The organism is Micromonospora sp. NPDC049060 (assembly GCF_040649055.1).
Taxonomy (GTDB): Bacteria; Actinomycetota; Actinomycetes; order Mycobacteriales; family Micromonosporaceae; genus Micromonospora; species Micromonospora reichwaldensis.
On record NZ_JBEZEV010000001.1, the window covers coordinates 1 to 18,926 of the forward strand.

The 18,926-nt window shown below is 75.0% G+C and carries 15 protein-coding genes; 3 read left to right on the forward strand and 12 right to left on the reverse strand.

Translation table 11 applies throughout. From position 1 onward, the window contains the following. Complete coding sequence (locus AB0B83_RS00005) at positions 1–1,251, forward strand: nucleotide sugar dehydrogenase (protein WP_357576223.1); 1,251 nt, start codon at positions 1–3, stop codon at positions 1,249–1,251. A 59-nt stretch (positions 1,252–1,310) separates the two neighbouring features. Here AB0B83_RS00005 and AB0B83_RS00010 read toward each other — a convergent pair whose 3' ends face one another. From AB0B83_RS00010 to AB0B83_RS00030, 5 genes are all read right to left on the reverse strand, one after another. Continuing rightward, complete coding sequence (locus AB0B83_RS00010; RefSeq protein WP_357576224.1) at positions 1,311–3,794, reverse strand: FtsX-like permease family protein; 2,484 nt, start codon at positions 3,792–3,794, stop codon at positions 1,311–1,313. Beyond that, positions 3,791–4,585 carry an ABC transporter ATP-binding protein gene (locus AB0B83_RS00015; RefSeq protein WP_357576225.1) on the reverse strand — a complete coding sequence of 265 codons (795 nt, stop codon included), beginning with the start codon at positions 4,583–4,585 and terminating at the stop codon, positions 3,791–3,793. Before AB0B83_RS00015 ends, AB0B83_RS00010 begins: the two co-directional genes overlap by 4 nt. Positions 4,586–4,734: 149 nt before the next feature. Further along, a complete protein-coding gene (locus AB0B83_RS00020) occupies positions 4,735–5,400 on the reverse strand; it encodes a response regulator transcription factor (RefSeq protein WP_357576226.1) in 666 nt (221 codons plus the stop codon). Beyond that, complete coding sequence (locus AB0B83_RS00025; protein WP_357576227.1) at positions 5,397–6,650, reverse strand: histidine kinase; 1,254 nt, start codon at positions 6,648–6,650, stop codon at positions 5,397–5,399. The genes AB0B83_RS00020 and AB0B83_RS00025 overlap by 4 nt, the downstream gene beginning before the upstream one ends. Positions 6,651–6,717: 67 nt before the next feature. Beyond that, a complete protein-coding gene (locus AB0B83_RS00030; protein ID WP_357576228.1) occupies positions 6,718–7,404 on the reverse strand; it encodes a DUF305 domain-containing protein in 687 nt (228 codons plus the stop codon). A 138-nt stretch (positions 7,405–7,542) separates the two neighbouring features. On the opposite strand from AB0B83_RS00030, the gene AB0B83_RS00035 reads away from it, so the two are divergent. Further along, positions 7,543–8,994 carry a hypothetical protein gene (locus tag AB0B83_RS00035; RefSeq protein WP_357576229.1) on the forward strand — a complete coding sequence of 484 codons (1,452 nt, stop codon included), beginning with the start codon at positions 7,543–7,545 and terminating at the stop codon, positions 8,992–8,994. 68 nt (positions 8,995–9,062) lie between these two features. Here the strand turns inward: AB0B83_RS00035 and AB0B83_RS00040 are convergent, their stop codons facing one another. The 7 genes from AB0B83_RS00040 to AB0B83_RS00070 form a co-directional block, all read right to left on the reverse strand. Next, positions 9,063–9,284: a DUF2188 domain-containing protein gene (locus AB0B83_RS00040; RefSeq protein ID WP_225852266.1), complete on the reverse strand. Its 222-nt coding sequence runs from the start codon at positions 9,282–9,284 to the stop codon at positions 9,063–9,065. A 114-nt stretch (positions 9,285–9,398) separates the two neighbouring features. Next, a complete protein-coding gene (locus AB0B83_RS00045; protein WP_357576230.1) occupies positions 9,399–10,331 on the reverse strand; it encodes a PfkB family carbohydrate kinase in 933 nt (310 codons plus the stop codon). Positions 10,332–10,472: 141 nt separating this feature from the next. Beyond that, positions 10,473–12,083: an asparagine synthase-related protein gene (locus AB0B83_RS00050; protein ID WP_357576231.1), complete on the reverse strand. Its 1,611-nt coding sequence runs from the start codon at positions 12,081–12,083 to the stop codon at positions 10,473–10,475. A 4-nt stretch (positions 12,084–12,087) separates the two neighbouring features. Then, a complete protein-coding gene (locus AB0B83_RS00055) occupies positions 12,088–13,050 on the reverse strand; it encodes a DUF5715 family protein (protein WP_357576232.1) in 963 nt (320 codons plus the stop codon). A gap of 140 nt (positions 13,051–13,190) precedes the next feature. Then, entirely contained in the window at positions 13,191–13,985 is a 795-nt protein-coding gene (locus AB0B83_RS00060) for an isocitrate lyase/phosphoenolpyruvate mutase family protein (protein WP_357576233.1), read from the reverse strand. Beyond that, complete coding sequence (locus AB0B83_RS00065; RefSeq protein ID WP_357576234.1) at positions 13,982–14,998, reverse strand: cytochrome P450; 1,017 nt, start codon at positions 14,996–14,998, stop codon at positions 13,982–13,984. The genes AB0B83_RS00060 and AB0B83_RS00065 overlap by 4 nt, the downstream gene beginning before the upstream one ends. Before the next feature lie 815 nt (positions 14,999–15,813). Further along, complete coding sequence (locus AB0B83_RS00070) at positions 15,814–16,560, reverse strand: winged helix-turn-helix domain-containing protein (RefSeq protein ID WP_357576235.1); 747 nt, start codon at positions 16,558–16,560, stop codon at positions 15,814–15,816. Positions 16,561–16,691: 131 nt separating this feature from the next. Between AB0B83_RS00070 and AB0B83_RS00075 the strand changes: the two genes are divergently transcribed. Next, a complete protein-coding gene (locus AB0B83_RS00075) occupies positions 16,692–18,911 on the forward strand; it encodes a family 43 glycosylhydrolase (protein ID WP_357576236.1) in 2,220 nt (739 codons plus the stop codon). Positions 18,912–18,926: the final 15 nt, after the last annotated feature.

Here is an 18,926-nt window from a genome sequence, read left to right on the forward strand (position 1 = left end):
TTGTTGGTCGTCAGGGGCCTGGTATCGGTGGGCCTGCCGGGGGCCTTGGGCGCCGTCTCGGCGGCCCTGGAGGTGGTCGGCCTCGACGTCGACGCCGACCGGATCAAGCGGCTCGCGTCGGGTGAGTCGTTCGTCGAGGACATCCCCGCCGACCGGCTGGGTCGCGCGCTGGGCAGCGGCCGGTACCGGCCGAGCACGGCGTACACCGACGCGGAGGGCTTCGACATCTGCGTGATCACGGTGCCCACGCCGCTGCGCGACGGCACGCCCGACCTCAGCTTCGTGGAGCAGGCCGGCGCGGGCATCGGCCCGTACGTGCGGCCGGGCTGCACGGTGATCCTGGAGTCCACCACCTATCCCGGCACCACGGAGGAGCTGCTGCGCCCGCTGCTGGAGTCGGCCAGCGGGCTGCTCAGCCCGGGCGACTTCCACCTGGGCTACAGCCCCGAGCGGATCGACCCGGGCAACCCGACCTGGCGCCTGGAGAACACCCCGAAGGTGGTCTCCGGGATGGACGCGGTCGCCCTCGCCCGGGTGGACGGGTTCTACCGCCGGCTCGTGGAACGGACCGTGCCGGTGGACTCCACCCGGGTGGCGGAGCTGACCAAGCTGATCGAGAACACGTTCCGCCAGGTGAACATCGCCCTGATCAACGAGCTGACGATGCTCTCCCACCACCTCGACATCGACGTCTGGCAGGCGATCGAGGCGGCGGAGAGCAAGCCGTTCGGCTTCATGCCGTTCCGGCCCGGCCCGGGCGTCGGCGGGCACTGCCTGCCGATCGACCCGTGCTACCTGTCCTGGCAGGTCAAGCGGCGCCTCGGGCGGCAGTTCCGGTTCATCGAGCTGGCCAACGACGTCAACCACGAGATGCCCGAGCACGTGGCCCGACGGGTCATGAACGGGCTGAACCGGGCCGGTCGCGCCGTCAGCGGGGCCCGGCTGCTGCTGCTCGGGCTGGCGTACAAGAAGAACACCGGTGACATGCGGGACTCCCCCGCCGTCGACGTGGCCCAGCGCCTGCAGGCCCTCGGCGCGGACGTCCGGGCGGTGGAGCCGTACGCGGAGCCGCACCAGATCCCGGGCGGCGTGCTCGTGGTGGAGCTGACCGAGCGGGAGGTGCGCGCGGCGGACGCGGTGGTGGTGGTCACCGACCACGACGACTTCGACTACGACCTGGTGACCCGGCACGCCCGGTACGTCTTCGACACCCGCAACCGGTGTGCCGGCCCGGTGGTGGAACGCCTGTAGGCCCGGCACCGCTGGCCGGTCCCGGCACCCGGACGGGCGACGGGACCGGCCGGCGGCTGTCACTGGTCGCCGAGCGCCTCGACCACCGGCCGGGACAGCGCCCGGCGCGCCGGCAGCACCGAGGCGACCAGGGCGGCCACCACCGCGACCCCGAGGATCAGACCCAGCTGCCCCACCGGCAGCACCACCGCGAAGTCGCCGCTGATCCTGGCCAGCAGGGCCATCGCGGCGGCGCTGACGCCGGTGCCGAGGCCCACCCCGAGCAGCGCGCCGACAAGCGCCGTCAGCACCGCCTCGACGGCCAGCATGGCGCGCATCCGCCCCCGGGTCAGGCCGACCGCCCGCAGCACGGCGTTCTCCCGGGTCCGTTCCACCACCGACAGGCTCAGCGTGTTGGCGACCCCGACCAGCGCGATCACCACGGCCAGGCCCAGCAGCGCGGTGACGAGGGCGAGCAGCATGTCGACCGTGGCGGTGAGCATCTTCTTGTACGCGCCCTGGTCCATCAGGTTGGCCGTCGGATACCGGGCGACCACCGACTCGACGGCGGCCCGGGCCCGATCGGCGGAGACCCCGTCGGCGGGGTCGATCTCGGCCAGGAAGCCCCGCTCGTCGGGGAAGAGCGCGGCGAAGTCGGCGTCCACCACGTCGATCACGTGACCGTCGGGGACGGCGCTGCCGGCGAGTGCCGGTCCGTCGGCGGTGACGACCGCGGCCACCCGCAACGACCGGCCGCGCACGGTGACGGTGGAGCCGGTCGTCCAGCCCCGGGCCTCGGCCAGCTCCCGGTGCACCAGCACCCACCCGGGTCCCAGCCGGTCGACGTCCCCCGCCACGACGCCCGTCAGCGTCCGGGCCACCAGGGCGGGGTGCGCGGCCTGGATCTGCACGCCGGCGGCGACGGCGCCGCGCCGCTCGTGCACCACCGCCAGTTCGGGCCGGGCGCGCAGCTCGGCCACGAGTGGCGCCGGCAGGCTCCCGCCGATCCCGGTGACCAGCCAGTCGACCCCGATCTCGGCGTCCACGCTGCGCTCGATGCCGTCCTTGGTGCTGCGGGCGCCGACCACGAAGGCCGACACCAGACCGATCCCGATCACCAGGGCCGTGGCGGTCGCGGCGATCCGGCGCGGATTGCGTACGGCGTTCGCCACGGCCAGGCCGGCGGTGGCGCCGAACAGCCGGCGGGCCGGCCACCCCAGCACCCGGACGAGCGCCGGCACGAGCACCGGGCCGAAGAGCACGACGCCGAAGAAGGTGAGCACGCCACCGGCGGCCACGAGCACCACCTGGACGGCGTACGCGGCGCCGACCAGCGCGGCGATCCCAGCGGCGAAGACCAGCGCGCCGACGGTCAGCCGGAGCCGGCCGGCGCCCCGGGCGGGTTGGACGGCCGCGTCGGTGAGCGCGGCGACCGGGGCGATCCGGATGCCCCGCCACGCGGGCAGCAGGGCGGCGCCCATCGTGATCGCCGTGCCGAGGAGCAGGCTGACCAGCACGGTCGACGCGGTGACGGTGAGCCCGCCGGGGGCCGGCGCGTCGAGCCGCACCATCACCTGGTTCATGCCGCCGGCCAGGACGACGCCGATCAGCACGCCGGCCGCGGAGGCGGCCAGCCCGAGCAGCGCGGCCTCCAGCAGCGCGGCGCGGAACAGCTGGCCCCGGGTCGCGCCGACCAGCCGCAGCAGCGCGGTCCGCCGGGTCCGCTGCGCCAGCACGATCGCGAAGGTGTTGGCGATGACGAACCCGGCGACCACGACCGCGACCCCGGCGAAGGTCAGCAGCGCCATGTTGAACTGCTGGAGGTCGCGGACCGCGTCGGTCACGGCGTCGTCGAGGATCCGCTGCCGGGTCTTGACGGTCGCGCCGGCGCCGACGGCCTCGGCGGCCCGTCCGGCCAGCGCCTCGTCGGTCGTGCCCGGCCGGGCGGCCACCATGATCCGGTCGTAGCCGCGTTGGCCGGTCACCGCGAGGGCGGCCGCGCCGACCAGGCCGATGAACGGACCGCCGACGTCGCGGGCGGTGCCGGCCACGTCGACCGTGCCGACAAGCGTGTACGGGCGGGCCGCTCCCCCGCCGCCGCCGACACGTACGGGCGCGCCGAGGGCGAAGCCCTCCTCCGCTGCGGTGGGCGCGTCCAGCACCACCTCGCCGGGGCGGTCGGGCAGCCGGCCGGCCACCACGTCGTACGAGCGCAGCGCCTCGTCGACGGGGATGGCGGCGAGGACGGCGTAGCCGAGCACGGGTCGACCGTCGGCGCCGACGACGCCGCCGGAGCCGAGCAGCTCCCCCTCGGCGGCGGCGACCCCGTCGACGGAGCGCACCTTCTCGACCAGCGCGGCCGGCAACGGGTCGTCGGTGGTGGAGTGGACGGCGAGGTCGGTGTGCCTGTCGAACGCCCCGGCCCGCTCGTACGCGCCGGTGCGCATCCCGTCGACGAAGATCAGCGTGCCGGCGATGAACGCGACGCCGAGCACGATGGCCAGCGAGGAGAGCATCAGGCGCAGTGCCTCGGCGCGGAGCTGGCGCAGGGTCGTCCTGATCACCGGGTCACCGCCTCGCGGCCGGCGGCCGGTACGCGCGCCGGGTCGAGGCCGGCGAGCGCGTCGAGCACGCGCTCGGCGGTCGGCGCGGTGAGGTCGCGTACCGGCCGGCCGTCGGCGAGGAAGACCACCCGGTCGGCGTGCCCGGCGGCCGACGGGTCGTGGGTCACCATGATCACCGTCTGGCCGAGGGTGTCGACGGCCTCGCGGAGCAGGCGCAGCACCTCGGCGCCGGAGTGGGAGTCCAGGTTGCCGGTCGGCTCGTCGGCGAAGATCACCCACGGCTTGGTGATCAGGGCGCGGGCGACCGCCACCCGCTGCTGCTGGCCGCCGGAGAGCTCGGCGGGACGGTGGCGCAGCCGGTCGGTGAGCCCCACGGCGGCGACGACCTGGCGCAGCCAGGCCGGCTCCGGCCGCCGGCCGGCGATCGCCAGGGGCAGCACGATGTTCTCCTCGGCGGTCAGCGCCGGCAGCAGGTTGAACTTCTGGAACACGAAGCCGACCCGGTCGCGGCGCAGCAGGGTGAGCCGCTTGTCGTCGAGGCCGGCGAGGTCGGCGTCGCCGATGCGCACGCTGCCGGAGGTGGGCCGGTCCAGGCCGGCGAGGCAGTGCATGAGGGTGGACTTCCCGGAGCCGGAGGGGCCCATGATGGCGGTGAACCGGCCGGCGGCGAAGTCGACGTCGACCCCGTCGAGGGCGACGACGGCGGCCTGGCCGGCGCCGTACCGCTTGGACAGGCCGCGGGCGGTGACCGCGACGCCGGCGGTGGCGTGCGCGGGAGGTGCGACGGACACGTGGAGCTCCCCGTGGAGATCGTGGCTGGGACGTCTCCGACGCTATGGGCGCCGCCGGTCCGGCCGCGTCCACCCGCGCGTGGTGATCCCGCTGCGACCTCGGGAGCCCCTGACGGGGTGGGCCCGTACGACCTGGGTCGTAGACCGGCTCAGCCGCCGGGGGTGACCAGCCCCGTCTCGTACGCCAGCACCACGGCCTGCACCCGGTCGCGGAGCTGGAGCTTGGCGAGGATCCGCCCGACGTGCGTCTTCACGGTGGCCTCGGCGACGTGCACCCGGGCGGCGATCTCCGCGTTGGAGAGGCCCTGCGCCACCAGCAGGAGGATCTCCCGCTCGCGTTCGGTGAGCTGGCCGATCCGGGGGTCCTCGGCGGGCCCGGGGCCGAGCCGGCCGGCGAACCGGTCGAGCAGCCGCCGGGTGATGGGCGGGGCGACCACCGAGTCGCCCCGGGCGACCACCCGGATGGCCGCCAGCAGCTCCTCGGGCGGGACGTTCTTGAGCAGGAAGCCGCTGGCGCCCGCCTGGAGCGCGGCGAAGGCGTCGGCCTCGGTGTCGAAGGTGGTGAGCACCAGCACCCGGGGCGGTCCGGCGGGACGGTCCCGGCAGATCCGGCGGGTCGCCTCCACCCCGTCCATGGTCGGCATCCGCACGTCCATCACCACGACGTCGGCCTCGACGCGGGTCAGCAGCCGCAGGGCGTCGGCCCCGTCGATCGCCTCGCCGACGACCTCCAGGTCCGGCTGGGAGCCCAGCACCATCCGGAAGCCGGCACGGACCAGCGCCTGGTCGTCCACGATCACCACGCGGACCGTCATGCCGCCGTCACCTCCGTCGTCGGGGACGTCGACGGTAGCGGTAGCCGCGCCTCGACCTGCCAGCCCCCGGCGAGCCGGGGGCCCGCGGTGAGGCTGCCGTCGTACACGCCGACCCGCTCGCGCATGCCCACCAGGCCGTGCCCGCCGGACGGCGCGGGACTGACCGGCGGCCGGCCGCGCCCGTCGTCGACCACCCGGACCACCACGGCGTCGCCAGCGTGCGCGACGGTGACCTCGACGTCGGCGCCGACCCCGGCGTGCTTCAGGGCGTTGGTCAGCCCCTCCTGCACCACCCGGTAGACGGTCAGTTCCAGCCCGGGCGGCATCGGCGCCGGCTCCCCGGTGACCGCGTGCCGGGTTCGGAGGCCGGCGGCGTGGAACCGGTCGAGCAGGGCGGGCAACTCCGCCAGCGCCAACCGGCGGTGCGCCGGGTCGGCGGTCGCCCCGGCCTCGCCGGGCGCACCGGCCGCGCCGGGCGCACCGGCCGCGCCGGAACCGGCCTGCGCGTCGGGCTCCCGCAGTACGCCGACCAGCCGGCGCATCTCCTCCAGCGCCTGCCGGCCGGTGTCGGCGACCACCTTCACCGCCTGGCGGGCGGTCTCCGGGTCCCGGTCGAGCGTGAACCGCGCCCCGTCGGCCTGCACGATCATCACCGCCATGCTGTGCGCCACCACGTCGTGCAGTTCCCGGGCGATGCGGGTGCGTTCCTCCGCGACCGCGGCGCGCGCCTCCGCCTCGCGTTCCCGCTCCAGGGTGGCGGCCCGCTCCTCCAGGCTGAACACGTAGAGCCGGCGGGTGCGCACGTTCAGCCCGACCAGCCAGACCGCCCCGGTGACCAGCCCGTAGTAGATGGCCGCCGCCCACCAGGCGATGGCTCCCGAGGTCTGGAGGCCGGCGAGCACCACCCCGACGGCGGCGCCGATCCCGGCGAGGACCCCGTCGCGGAGCCGGTCGGCGTACTTGATGACGCTGTAGAGGGCGATCAGCACCGCGATGTCGAAGGGCAGCGGCCCCCACCCGGCGACGACCTGCACCATCGCGAGGGCGGCCACCACGGCGGCGACCGCCGACGGGTGGGCCCGGCGGAACAGCAGCGCCACCGCCATCGCGGTCCCGACCAGGGTGGCCCTGCCACCGCCGGGCTGGTTCGCCATGCCGGCGAGGCCGAGGAGCGCCACCGTGGCGGAGACGAAGGCGTCGAAGGCGACGCCGCGCAGGGGGTGGCCGAGAATCGCGCGGTTCACGGTCACCCAGCGTACGTGCCGCAGGTCAGGGGGTCACTCCGCCCCGAGGCCGGGGCCGGGCCGCCCGACCGGGTCAGGCCAGCAGTTCGCGCATCCGGTCGATCTCGACGGTCTGCTCGGTGGCGACGGAGTTGGCGAACTCCGACAGGGTGAGGTCGGCGCCGACCTTGAGCAGGTCCGTGGCCATCTGGACCGCGCCCTGGTGGTGCTCCGTCATCATCCGCACGAAGAGCCGGTCGAACTCGGCGCCCCGCGCCGCCGCGAGCTGCCGGATGGCCTCGGGCGTCTGCATGCCCCGCATGCCGTCGTGGTCGTGCCCGGCCACCTCGGTGGAGAGCCCGCGCGCCTGCAACCAGCCCCGCATCAGGCCGATCTCGGGGCCCTGGCTGGCCCGGATCCGCTCGGCGAGGGCGCGCAGGGCCGGGTTGCCGGCGCGGTCACCGGCCAAGTCCGCCATATCGAGCGCCTGGGCGTGGTGCGGGATCATCATCCGGACGAACCAGACGTCCATCGAGTTGTGTCGGGCCGCGGTGGCGTCGCGCAGCTCCTCGGCGGGCCGGACCTCGGCGGTCTCGCCGGGCCGACCGGGCACGATCACCGCGGGTCGGCTCGGACCGGCCGGGGCGGACGTCGGGGCGGCGGCCTGTCCCGCCGGCACCGCGGTCGGGCCGCCGGCGGAACGGGACAGGAGGACGACCGCCACCGTCAGCAGACACGCGGCTGTGACGACGGCGAGGATCCGCGCGCGCGGGTTGGTCACGGGCCACTCCCCCCGGTAGAGGTCATGGCGATGCTATCCATCGATGAACAGGCTTGGATGTGACTTAGGTCACATTGATGGAACTCTTTGGACTGTAAGGTGTGCACCATCGTCATCCCCTTGCGAAGGACGTCGCCGATGACCAGTTTCCGCACCTTGCGGGCCAGGCGGCTCACCACCGTGAGCCTGGCCGCGGCCGGTCTACTCCTCGCCAGCGTCGCCACCGCCACGCCGGGAACCGCCGGCGCGGCGGCGCAGTCCGCTCCCTCGGGCACGGCGGACACCACCAACGCCATCCCGGGCGTCGACGAGATCGTCAGCAGCCCCAACCTCCGGCAGGTCGCCAACCTGCCGAAGCAGGCTCCGCTGAACGCCACCAACAGCGACCTCGCCTTCCAGGGCCGCTACGCCTTCGCCGGCAACTACAACGGCTTCGTCGTCTACGACATCTCCCGGCCGACCGCGCCGACGGTGGTGTCGCAGGTGTACTGCCCCGGATCGCAGAACGACATCTCCGTCCACGGTGACCTGCTGTTCCTCTCCACCGACTCCTCCCGCAGCGACGACTCCTGCAACAGCACCAGCGCGCCGGCGACGGAGAAGGCGTCCTGGGAGGGCATCAAGGTCTTCGACATCAGCGACAAGGCCAACCCCCGCTACGTCAAGGCGGTGGAGACGGCCTGCGGGTCGCACACCCACACCCTGGTGCCGGGCAAGGACCGCAAGGCCGTCTACCTGTACGTCTCCTCGTACAGCCCCCGGGCGGAGTTCCCCGACTGCCAGCCCCCGCACGACTCCATCTCCATCGTGAAGGTGCCGGTGAAGTCGCCCACGGACGCGGCGGTGGTGGCCACCCCGAACCTCTTCCCGGACGGCGGCTACGAGGGCCGGCCCGGCGGTTCGGCGACCACCGGCTGCCACGACATCACGGCGTACCCGGAGAAGAACCTCGCCGCGGGCGCGTGCATGGGCGACGGCGTGCTGATGGACATCTCGGACCGGGAGGCCCCCCGGCTGATCAACCGGGTCCGGGACACCGTCAACTTCGCGTTCTGGCACTCGGCCACGTTCAACAACGCCGGCACCAAGGTGGTCTTCACCGACGAGCTGGGCGGCGGCAGCGCGGCCACCTGCAACGAGGCCGTCGGACCGGAGCGGGGCGCCAACGCCATCTACGACATCACGGGTCGCGGCGACGCCCGGACGATGGTCTTCCGCAGCTACTACAAGATCCCCCGGATGAACGCCGACACCGAGAACTGCGTGGCGCACAACGGCTCGCTGATCCCGGTGCTCGGGCGCGACATCATGGTCCAGGCGTGGTACCAGGGCGGCATCTCCGTCTGGGACTTCACCGACTCGGCCAACCCGCAGGAGATCGCGTTCTGGGAGCGGGGTCCGATCTCGATCGACCGGCTCGTCGGCGGCGGCTCCTGGTCGGCTTACCACTACAACGGCTACATCTACTCCAACGACATGGCCAAGGGCTTCGACGTCCTCAAGCTGACCGACTGGCGGACCTGGACGGCGAACCTCGTCCGCTACCGCGAGCTGAACGTGCAGACCCAGCCCAGCTACCTGAGCTGGTAGTCGCAACGCGCCGACGGGCCCGACCCCACGGGGGTCGGGCCCGTTCGTGTCCAGCGTGGACGCGCCGGTCAGCCGGCCGGCGGGTACGGGTCGTCCTGGTAGGTGTACTCCGTCTCGATCTTGCCGTCGGACGTGTGCACGACGAGCTGGCTCGGCTCGTTGCCGTGCGCCGCCCGACGCCCCGCCTCGACGGCGAGCTGCTTGGTGTCGAACGTGCCGACGACCTGGTTGCCCTGCTCGACCTTCCAGCCGCCGTCGTTCGGTACGACGTGGTACTGGTTGCGCTTCATGTCAGTCACCCGCCTCTCGGTCTGGCCACCGGGATACCCGGGCCCCGGAGGCGGAAAACCCTCCTGGGTGGACAAACCGTCCGTCGCCACCGCCCGGAGGGAAGTGACCGCCCGTCACGTGGCCGGGATCCGGTCGAGCTGCGCGCGGAGCGCCTCCGGCGTCAGCGCGGGCCGGCCGCCCGGATGCCCGACGGTCGCGCCGGCCGCCGCGACCGCGTGCCGGGCGACCCGCTCCCGGGGCTCGCCGCGCAGCACGCCGAGGGTCAGCGCGGCGACGAAGGCGTCCCCGGCGCCGGTGTCGTCCACGGTGGGCGTCTCGCTCAACGGCACGAACAGCTCACCGTCCGGCCAGACGAACGCGTTGCCCTTCCCGGCCACCTCGACGGCCAGCAGCGACGGGCCGCGACGCAGCAGCCCGCGCCCGGCGGCGAGCCCCGCCTCGGCGTCGCGCGGCGCGTGGCCGGTGAGCAGCTCCACCTCCTGCGCGTCGGCCCGCAGCACGTCGGCGAGGGCGAGCAGCGCGTCGGCGTCGGCCGCGTCGGTCGGTGCGCCGTCGAGCACGACCAGCCGGCCAGCCTCCCGGGCGGTCCGGGCCGCGGCCAGGGCGGCCCGAGCCGGCTGCTGAAGCTGCACCAGTACGGCCCGCGCGCCCCGCAGCGCGGATGCCGCCCCGGCGACGTCGTCGCAGGTGAGCAGGGTGGCCTCGGGCACGTCCTCCAGGTAGCGCCAGTCGGCGTCGGCGTCCACCACGTCGACGATGAGCGCGGTCGGGGTGCCGGGCCGGCGCCGTACCCACTGGACGTCGATGCCGTCGGCCCGCGCCAGCGCCAGCAGCCGCTCCCCCACCTCGTCGTCACCGACCACCCCGAGCAGACCGACGGCGGCGCCGAGCTGCGCCAGCCCGACGGCCTGGTTGGCCCCCTTGCCGCCGAGCAGCTCGCGCCGTCGCCGTACCGGGGCGGTCCCGCCGGCCTCCGGCACCTCGTCCACCCGCAGTACGAGGTCCCGCGCCACCTGCCCGACCACCATCACGTCCAGTCCCGCCATGCCCGGACCACTACCCGCGAGCGCCCGGGTTGATCCGCACCGAGCGGGAGGCGTCCCCGGTCGCGAGGCGCGCCCCGGCTGGCGACGCGAGAGGTGGGTGGCGCGCCCCGGCCGACGACGCGAGGGGTACGTGGCGCGCGGTCAACCGGGCAGCGGCGCCTCGTCGCCGCGCGTGCGGCGCGGCCCGACCAGCCGGCGCACCATCGGGGCGGCGTTCCACTTCGCCGCGCCCACCAGGTCGCGGGCGTGCTCCAGGACGGTGTAGTCGGGCCGGGCCCGGCCGTCGGCGATGGCCCGGTCCAGGTCGTTGCCGCACCGGGTCAGCACGCTGTCGAAGTCGCGGCGCACCGGCTCGAGCAGGTGGTAGCCGAACGAGCGGTGCAGCCGGGCGAAGAGCGGCTTGTAGAGCCGGGCCCGCTCGTGCAGGCCCGAGGAGTACGACATCGGGTTCTTCGGCCGGCGACGGACGTAGTCGGGCAGCAGGTCGGCGAAGGCCCGGCGGACGATCCACTTCTCCTGTCCGTCGCGCATCTTCAGCCCGATCGGCAGCCGCATCGCCAGCTCGACCAGGCTCAGGTCGAGAAACGGCACGCGGGCCTCAACCCCGTGACCCATGCTGGCCCGGTCGACGCGCTGCAACTCCGTACGGCAGAGGTTGCGGATCTTGTGCAGGAAGAGCCGGCGGGACGCCTCGGGGCCGACCTCGTGGTACATCGGGTAGCCGCCGAACAGCTCGTCGGAGCCGTCGCCGGTGAGCACCACCTTCACGCCCAGCTCCCGCAGCCGCCGGAACAGCGGCACGGTGACCACCGCGTTGATGATGTCGCCGTACTCGGTCAGCTCGGACATCCGGATGGCCTCCCGGATGTCGGCCAGCCGGATGTCGCGCGGGCGCAGCTCGACCACCTCGTGCGGCACCCCCAGGTCCTTCGCGAGCCGCCGCGCGTACGCGACGTCGGGGCTGTCGGGCACGCCCACCGTGACCGCGACGCAGTCGGGGTGCATCTCGCGCACGTGCAGCAGGGCCAGCGAGCTGTCCAGCCCGCCGGAGAGCACCACCCCCACGGTGAGGTCGGTGTCCACCCGCATCCGGATGCTGTCGGTGAGGGCGGCACGGACGAGCAGGGCGGCCTCGTCCGGGTCGTCCACCACCGGCAGCCCGTCGCCGAGGGTGAGCAGATCGACGTACGCGCGCAGCCGGACCGGCCCGTCGGGCTCGACCCAGCCGTGGTGCCCGGGCGGCACCTCGACGATCGGCACGCGGTGCCCGACCAGCGCCTTGACCTCGCTGGCGACGTGCAGGCAGCCGGGCGTCCGGGCCCAGTACAACGGCTTGACGCCGAGCGGGTCCCGGACCAGGTAGGCCCGGCCGGTGGCCTGTTCCACGACGGCGAAGGCGTACTCGCCGCGCAGCCGGGTCACCATGCCCTCGCCCCACTGCAGGAACGCGGCGAGCACCACCTCGGTGTCGCCGGTGCCGCGGAAGCGGTGTCCCAGCCGGACCAGTTCCGCGCGCAGCTCGGGGTGGTTGAAGACCTCGCCGTTGTAGCAGAGCAGCCACCGCTCGTCGGCGGAGGCCCACGGCTGCACGGCGCGTTCGCGGTCCACGATCGGCAGCCGACGGGTGCCGGTGAGCAGGCCGTTCTCGTAGCGGGTCTCGGTGACCTCGCCGCGTGGGGCGAGGGTGGCGAGCATCCGCCGGAAGATCGTCGGATCGGCCTCGGGGCCGAGGCTCAACGCGATGCCGCACATCGGCCTAGACCCCCATCTCGGCTTCGTACGCCCGGCGCAGCCGCCGCCGCGCCGCCGGCGCGAGGCAGACGTGCCAGGCCTGGCCCTCGTCGACCACGTTGACCTCGCCGGCCCGCTGCCGGGCCAGCAACAGCTCGGCCAGGGTGTCCCGCGCGCCGAAGCGGCCGAACCACTCCATCTCGACGTCGACCGCCCAGCCGAGGCAGTGCCCGCTGGGCATCATGGCCGCGTACCCGAGTCGGCGCAGCCGGTGCTGGTGCTCGGCGCTGCGGACCAGGCTGGTCACCCACAGCGGCGGCGTGGCGGGCGGGGTGCTGGCGGCGAACTGCCGGGCGATGTCGTTGAGCAGCGCCACCATCTCGCGGCGGGCCCGCCGGAACCGCAGTCCGGCGGTGCGCGGCGTGGCGTCGGGCCGCAGCCGGCGCCGCACCGCCCGCAGCCCGCGGCGGAGCAGCGTCCGCGGCTGCTCGGTGTAGCGGAAGCGCAGCAGGTCCCGGCGGCGCAGCCACTCCAGGTCCACCAGCTCGGGGCTGGCGTCGACCTGGGCGTCGGTGAGGTAGGCCGGGGTGTCGCGCCACCACATCACGTCGACGCGGGAGAGCAGGTAGATCCGGACCAGCGCGGTGAGGTCGGCGGCGGAGCTGCGCGCGTTGGGCTGGTAGCGGGCCATCTCCAGCAGCAGCGTCTCACGGGCGCCGACGAGCCCCTGCGGGGTGGCGTCGAGCACGGCGGCGATCGCGGGCTCGCGCAGCCGGTCGTCGATCAGCACCTGCCGGGCGGCGGTGCAGGACGCGCCGGCCAGGGCGCCGACCTCGACCAGCAGCTCGGCCACGGCCGTCCGGTAGGCGTCGAGGTCCGGCACGGCGGCGGGCCGCGTCGGGGTGGAGAACGCGCGCCGCCGGGCCGGGGCGGCGGGTGTGACGGAGGAGCCGGGCTGCTGTCCCGGGCTTCGGCTGGGCACTCGCATGGTCGGGTCCTCTCTCCCGTCACGACATCACTGTGTGCATCGCCCTGGGCACACCGTAATCAGGCGCGACGGGATGAGTCCGAACAATCCTCTTATCTCCTCCTAAGGAATGGCCGTGGGGTGCGGCCGGGCACGAACCGCTACGGTCGGGACGCCGCGCTCAACCCCTGCACCTCGGCGTACGAGGGCGGTTCCGGGTGCGCCCCGCCGCCGGTCCGGACGCCGTCCAGGGTGTCCAGGGCGGCGCCGAGCGCGGCCCGGAACAGCAGCGAGCCCGTGCTGACCCGGGCCACGCCGAGCGCCCCCAGTTCGGCGAGGGTGGGTCCGCCCGGCCGGTGCAGCACATTCAGGGGCAGGTCGATGCCGGCGACGAGCGCGCCGATCGTCCCGGTGTCCGGCGCCGCGGGCACGAAGATGCCGTCCGCGCCGGCGGCCGCATAGGCACGGGCCCGGGCGAGGGCCTGCGGCAGCGGATCGGGGGTGCCGAGCCACCACGTGTCGGTGCGGGCGTTGACGAACAGGTCCGGCACCGCGGCCTTGACGGCGGCCACCTTGGCCGCCGTCAGCTCCGTCGGGTCGAGGGTGCCGTCGGCGCGGCCGTCCTCGATGTTGATCCCGACGACGCCCAGGGCGGCCAGTTCGGCCGCCAGGTCGGCGACGGCCGCCGGGTCGTCCTCGCAGCCCGCCTCCACGTCGACGCTGAGCAGCACCGGGAGCCTGCGCAACGCCCGGGCCAGCCGGACGTTCTCGGTCCGGGTGGCCGCCGCCGCGTCCGGCAGGCCCGCGGCCGCCGCTACGCCGAGGCTCGTGGTGCCGACCGCCTGATGTCCGCGCGCGACGAACGCGGCGGCGCTTGCGTGGTCCCAGGCGTTGGGCAGCAGCAGCGGCCGATCGGCGTGGTGCAGGGCGTGGAAGGCGGCGCAGCGCTCGTTCATCGGATCTCCAAGTCGATCGTCGTCGGGACGCGCAGCAGCGCGTGTGGTTCGTGGGTCAGCGGGGCGGGCACGGTCCGGCAGCGGTGGCGCAGCACCCGCACCACCCCCGTGGCCAGGGCCACGGCGTGCCGCTCGCCGGGGCAGCCGCGCGGTCCCGCGCCGAAGGTCAGTGGCGTGCCGGACCGGCCGGGCGTGAACCGGTCCGGGTCGGCGTGCGCAGCGGGATCCCGGTTGGCGGCGTCGAAGCGCAGCAGCACCTCCTCGCCCGCCGCCAGGTCGCGGCCGGCCAGCCGTGTCGGCGCGACCGCGACCCGCCGGGTCCCCCGCACCGGCGGGTCGAGCCGGAGCACCTCGGCGACGAGGTCGCCGGTCGACACGGTCGCGGGCAGTGCCAGACCGTGGCCGGTCGCGGCGCCGATCAGCCCGGCGGTCGCGTCGCATGCCTGCACCAGCAGCCCGATCCGGTTCGCCACCGCCTCGGGCGGGCCCGGCGGCGTCATCCCGAGCAGCGCCGAGACCGCCCGGTCGGCCGCGGCGACCCGCGCCGCGTCGGCGCCGGGGTGGTAGGCCGCCGCCACGGCGGTCACCGCCGGCACGGCCGCCACCGGATCGGCGAGCCCGAGCCGCGCCGCCAGCACCCGCAGCGGTACGTGGCGCGCGAGCCCGGACATCACCTCCAGCCGGTCGCCGGCACGGTCGAGCACCTCCCCGGTGAGCCGGGCCGCGGCGGCACGCAGTTCGTCGTGGTCGACCGCGGCCAGCGCGGCGACCCCGGCGGCCCGGCGGGCCGGGTGCCGGTGCGGGGCGCTGAACCGGCTGACGGTGCCGCGCAGCCAGGCCAGCGTGCCGGGCGCCCCACCCGGGGCGACGGGCACCTGACAGGCCGGGTCGGCGAGCACCGCCCACACGTCGGCGTGGCGGGTCACCGTCCAACCGGTGTCGGGGTGACGGGTGGGCGGTCCGCACGGTGGGGTGTCGGGCGCGGGCGCGATCACGAGGTCGTCGACGGTCACCGGGCGACGGTAGGGCCGCGACACTTCGGCCGCCCCCGAAACGTCCGCCACCGGGCACGAGCGGCGCCACGACCCGCGGGCCGAGCGGACCGGAACCCGCGCCTTCGCACCAGCCGAGCACGGTGGACACCAGGGCGCGTCGGCCGCGCCACCGGCCGCCGCGTCGGAGCGCTGGGCTGACACTGCCGACAGATACTCAGCGTAATCAGCTCCGCGTACGACAGGCGGTGGCCCTCGTGATCCGTACGGCCGTCGTCGGAGGCGTGCACGGCCGTCGTCGGGGGCGCTGCAGGCCGGCTTCGATCATGCAGTTGTGGTGGGCGTCGTGTCCGGGATCGCACCTTGTCGGGACACCACAATTGCGTGATCGACCCCGAGCTGCCCGGGGAGGCGGGAGATCTTGGTAAGGGAGGGCCCCTGGGGCGGGCTTTGCGTGCCAAGATCCCGGACGCGCCGGGCGGATGCCGCAGCTCTCGACCCCTTTGCTTTGCATGCCCGGACGCACCGGCTACGGAATGTAAGCAAGGGCGTGCACCCCCAGAGCGCACGTTGCCAGGAAAGGCCAGCTCAGAGGCATGGTGCGTCGACGGGTGCAGAGCAAGGGCTTCGACGGACCCACGCGGCCGGAGCATCGACCACTACGGTCAGCAACAATCCCCGATCATCACCGTCAGTTGTGCGACGCGAAAGGCGCGAGACCGCCGGTCTCCCGAGGGCCGGCCTCGACGTGCCGTCCGAACAGACCCCGCACGTGACGCACCGACCGACGGGAACAGGCGTGTCGCGCGGCTCGCGCTTCGGGCCCATCGCGGCAGTCAGGCGCGGCCGCCGCCGGTGTCCGGCGCCGCGTCCGGCGCGAGGTCGGCCGGGGCGAGGCCGAACGCGGCAGCGAGCGCCGGGCCGCCGGCCGGGGTCAGCCGGAGCGACCGGTCGCCGCCCCGGACCAGCCAGCCCGCGTCGAGGAACCGGCCGCACAGCGCCGCGCCGAGCGCACCGGCCAGGTGCGGGCGGCGCTCGGTCCAGTCCAGGCAGTCGCGCACGAGGGGGCGGCGCGCGGACCGCAGCGGGTCGAGGGGCACCCCCAACCCGTCCAGCCAGCCCAGCCCGGCCGGGGTCAGCGCCAGCCCGCCGGCGTCGTCGAGCAGCCCGCGCGCCAGCAGCCGGTCGCGCAGCAGCACCCCGAGGCGTCCGGCCAGGTGGTCGTAGCAGGTGCGGGCGTACGCCAGGGCGGCGCCGGCGCGGGCGGCGCGCAGCGAGCGGGCCGGCTCCGGCCGACCGGGGGCGTGGCCGGCCAGGTCCTCGACGAGTTGGGCGACCGAGGGACCGGCGAGCCGGAGGTAGCGGTGCCTGCCCTGCCGCTCCTCGACCAGCAGGCCGCCCCGGACCAGGCGAGTGAGGTGGTCACTGGCCGTGGAGGGTGCCACGCCGGCGAGCCGGGCCAACTCCCCGGCCGTCCACGCCCGGCCGTCGAGCAGGGCCAGGCAGATGGTGGCCCGGGTGTCGTCGGCGAGCAGGGTGGCGAGCCGGGCAAGGGCCCGGCCCCGCGTGGTGGCGGTGGTCACCGCCCCATGCTGACACGGGCACCCTTCGGCGCCCACCGAACGCCCGTCGAGGCTTTACAACGTTGTATGCATCGTTGTACAAACGGACACGCACCGATCCTGGTCGACATCTCGCACCCGAGGCAGGTCTGATGCGACATCTCCGCCGCGCCGGGGCGCTCGCCGCCGTCGTCGGTCTGGTCCTGGCCGCGGCGGCGTCCGCGCCGGCCGCCGCCGCACCCGAGCCCCGCTACCGCAACCCCGTCTCGGCCGGGTTCGCCGACACCTTCGCCGACCCTGTGATCGTCCGCGGTGAGGACGGTTTCTGGTACGCGTACGGCACCACCGACCCGCTGCGCGAGGGCGAGGGGACGTTCCACGGGGTCCCCATCGCCCGCTCAACCGACCTGGTCGGCTGGACGTACGTCGGAGATGCCTTCGGCGCCGGCCAACGCCCGGCGTACGCGGCTCCCGGGGCCGGCTTCTGGGCCCCCGACGTGCGCCGGATCGGCGACCGTTGGGTCATGTACGTGACCGTCACCGACACGACCGTGTCCCCCGACGGGGGTGACTTCGCCGTCGGGGCGGCCACCGCGCCCACTCCGACCGGCCCGTGGACCTTCGCCGACGAGCCCGTGGTCGCGCCCCGCCCCGGCGGTGGCGGGGGCTGGCTGTGGACCATCGACCCGAGCCAGTTCACCGACGTCGACGGCAGGCAATACCTCTACCACGGCAGCTACTACGGCGGCATCTCGGTGACCGAGCTCTCCACCGACGGGCTGCGCGCGGTCGGCTCACCCACCCTGGTCGCCGTCGACAACAAGTTCGAGGGCAGCCACGTGGTACGCCATGACGGCTGGTACTACCTGTTCGCCTCGACGGCCAACTGCTGCGCCGGCCCGGCCACCGGCTACTCCGTGCACGTCGGCCGGTCCCGCGACCCGCGCGGGCCGTTCGTCGACCGTGACGGCACCTCGCTGACCGCCTCCCGGGCCGGCGGCACGCCGGTGCTCGCCCAGAACGGCAACCGGTGGATCGGCACCGGCCACAACGGCTTCGTCACCGACCTCTCCGGCCAGGACTGGATCGTCTACCACGCGATCGACCGTGCCGACCCGTACCTGGACGAGCCGTTCGGCGTCAACGAGCGGCCGATGCTGCTGGACCGCCTCGACTGGATCGACGGCTGGCCGACGGTGAACGCCGGTGCCGGCCCCTCCGAGGGCCCGCGGCCCGCGCCGGTCACCACCGGCCGGGTGGACGAGCGCTTCGACGCCGGGCTGGCCGGCTGGCGACGCGGCTCCGGGGACTGGCGGGTCGCCGACGGCCGGCTCACCGGCAGCGGCGCGCTGACCAGCCGTACGACCGTGGGCGGGGACCTGCGGGCGGAGGCCGACCTGCGGCTTCCCGCCGCCGGGGCGGCGGGGCTCACGCTCGGCGACCGGGTCTCGGTGCGGGTGGACGCCGCCGCCGGCCGGCTGGTCGTCGCCGACGGCGGGCGCACCGCGAGCGCGCCGCTGCCCGCCGGCTTCGACGCCGCGGCCGGGCACCACCTCGCCGTCGAGGTACGCGGCCGGGACCTGGTGGCCGAGCTGAGCCCGGCCCGGCTCGGCGACCAGCTGGCGGTGGTGTCGCTGCGGCTGGCGCGGCCGGTGGCCGGGCGGCTCACGCTCACCGCGACCGGCGGGGCCGCCGGGTTCGACAACGTCAGCGTCGCCCGCCTGCACCGGCCGGTGCGCCACGCCGTCGCCGAGCCGCGGGCGGGCCGCCTGCTGCCGGCGTTCTCCGACGAGTTCACCGGCGGGCTGGACCCGGCGTGGCGGTGGGTGCGGCCGGACCCGGCGGCCACCGTGTCCGGCGGGGCGCTGCGCTGGCCGGTGCAGGGCGCCGACCTGACCGGCACCGGCAACACCGCCGGCGTGCTGCTGCGCGACGCGCCGGGCGGCGACTACGTCGTGGAGACGAAGGTGACCCTGGACCTCGGCGAGGAGACCGTCCGCAACTACCAGCAGGCCGGGCTGGTCGCCTACGTCGACGACGACCGCTTCGCCCGGCTGACGCAGGTCGCGATCTGGAACACCAGGCAGGTGGAGTACGGCTACGAGCTGCCCTTCGCCGGCCAGCCGGTCTACGGCGGCAACATCGTCGGCACCCCGGCGACCACCACCTGGCTGCGGCTGGCGCACCGGGTCGACCCGGCCACCGGCGAGCACGAGTTCCGGGCCGGCTCCAGCCGGGACGGGCGGAACTGGACGTGGGGCGGGGTGTGGACCTTCCCGGCCGACACCACCCCCCGGATCGGGCTGGTCGCGCACGGCGGCGCCGACCCGGCGGTCACCGCGCACTTCGACTACCTGCGCTTCCACCGCTGATCCCACACGATCGGG

Excerpts from the sequence above, each read along its gene's own strand:
- AB0B83_RS00020 (WP_357576226.1), bottom strand. The coding sequence starts at position 5,400 with ATGACGGTCCGCGTGGTGATCGTGGACGACCAGGCGCTGGTCCGTGCC.
- AB0B83_RS00035 (WP_357576229.1), top strand. The coding sequence starts at position 7,543 with ATGACCAGTTTCCGCACCTTGCGGGCCAGGCGGCTCACCACCGTGAGC.
- AB0B83_RS00040 (WP_225852266.1), bottom strand. The coding sequence starts at position 9,284 with ATGAAGCGCAACCAGTACCACGTCGTACCGAACGACGGCGGCTGGAAG.
- AB0B83_RS00045 (WP_357576230.1), bottom strand. The coding sequence starts at position 10,331 with ATGGCGGGACTGGACGTGATGGTGGTCGGGCAGGTGGCGCGGGACCTC.
- AB0B83_RS00050 (WP_357576231.1), bottom strand. The coding sequence starts at position 12,083 with ATGTGCGGCATCGCGTTGAGCCTCGGCCCCGAGGCCGATCCGACGATC.
- AB0B83_RS00055 (WP_357576232.1), bottom strand. The coding sequence starts at position 13,050 with ATGCGAGTGCCCAGCCGAAGCCCGGGACAGCAGCCCGGCTCCTCCGTC.
- AB0B83_RS00060 (WP_357576233.1), bottom strand. The coding sequence starts at position 13,985 with ATGAACGAGCGCTGCGCCGCCTTCCACGCCCTGCACCACGCCGATCGG.
- AB0B83_RS00075 (WP_357576236.1), top strand. The coding sequence starts at position 16,692 with ATGCGACATCTCCGCCGCGCCGGGGCGCTCGCCGCCGTCGTCGGTCTG.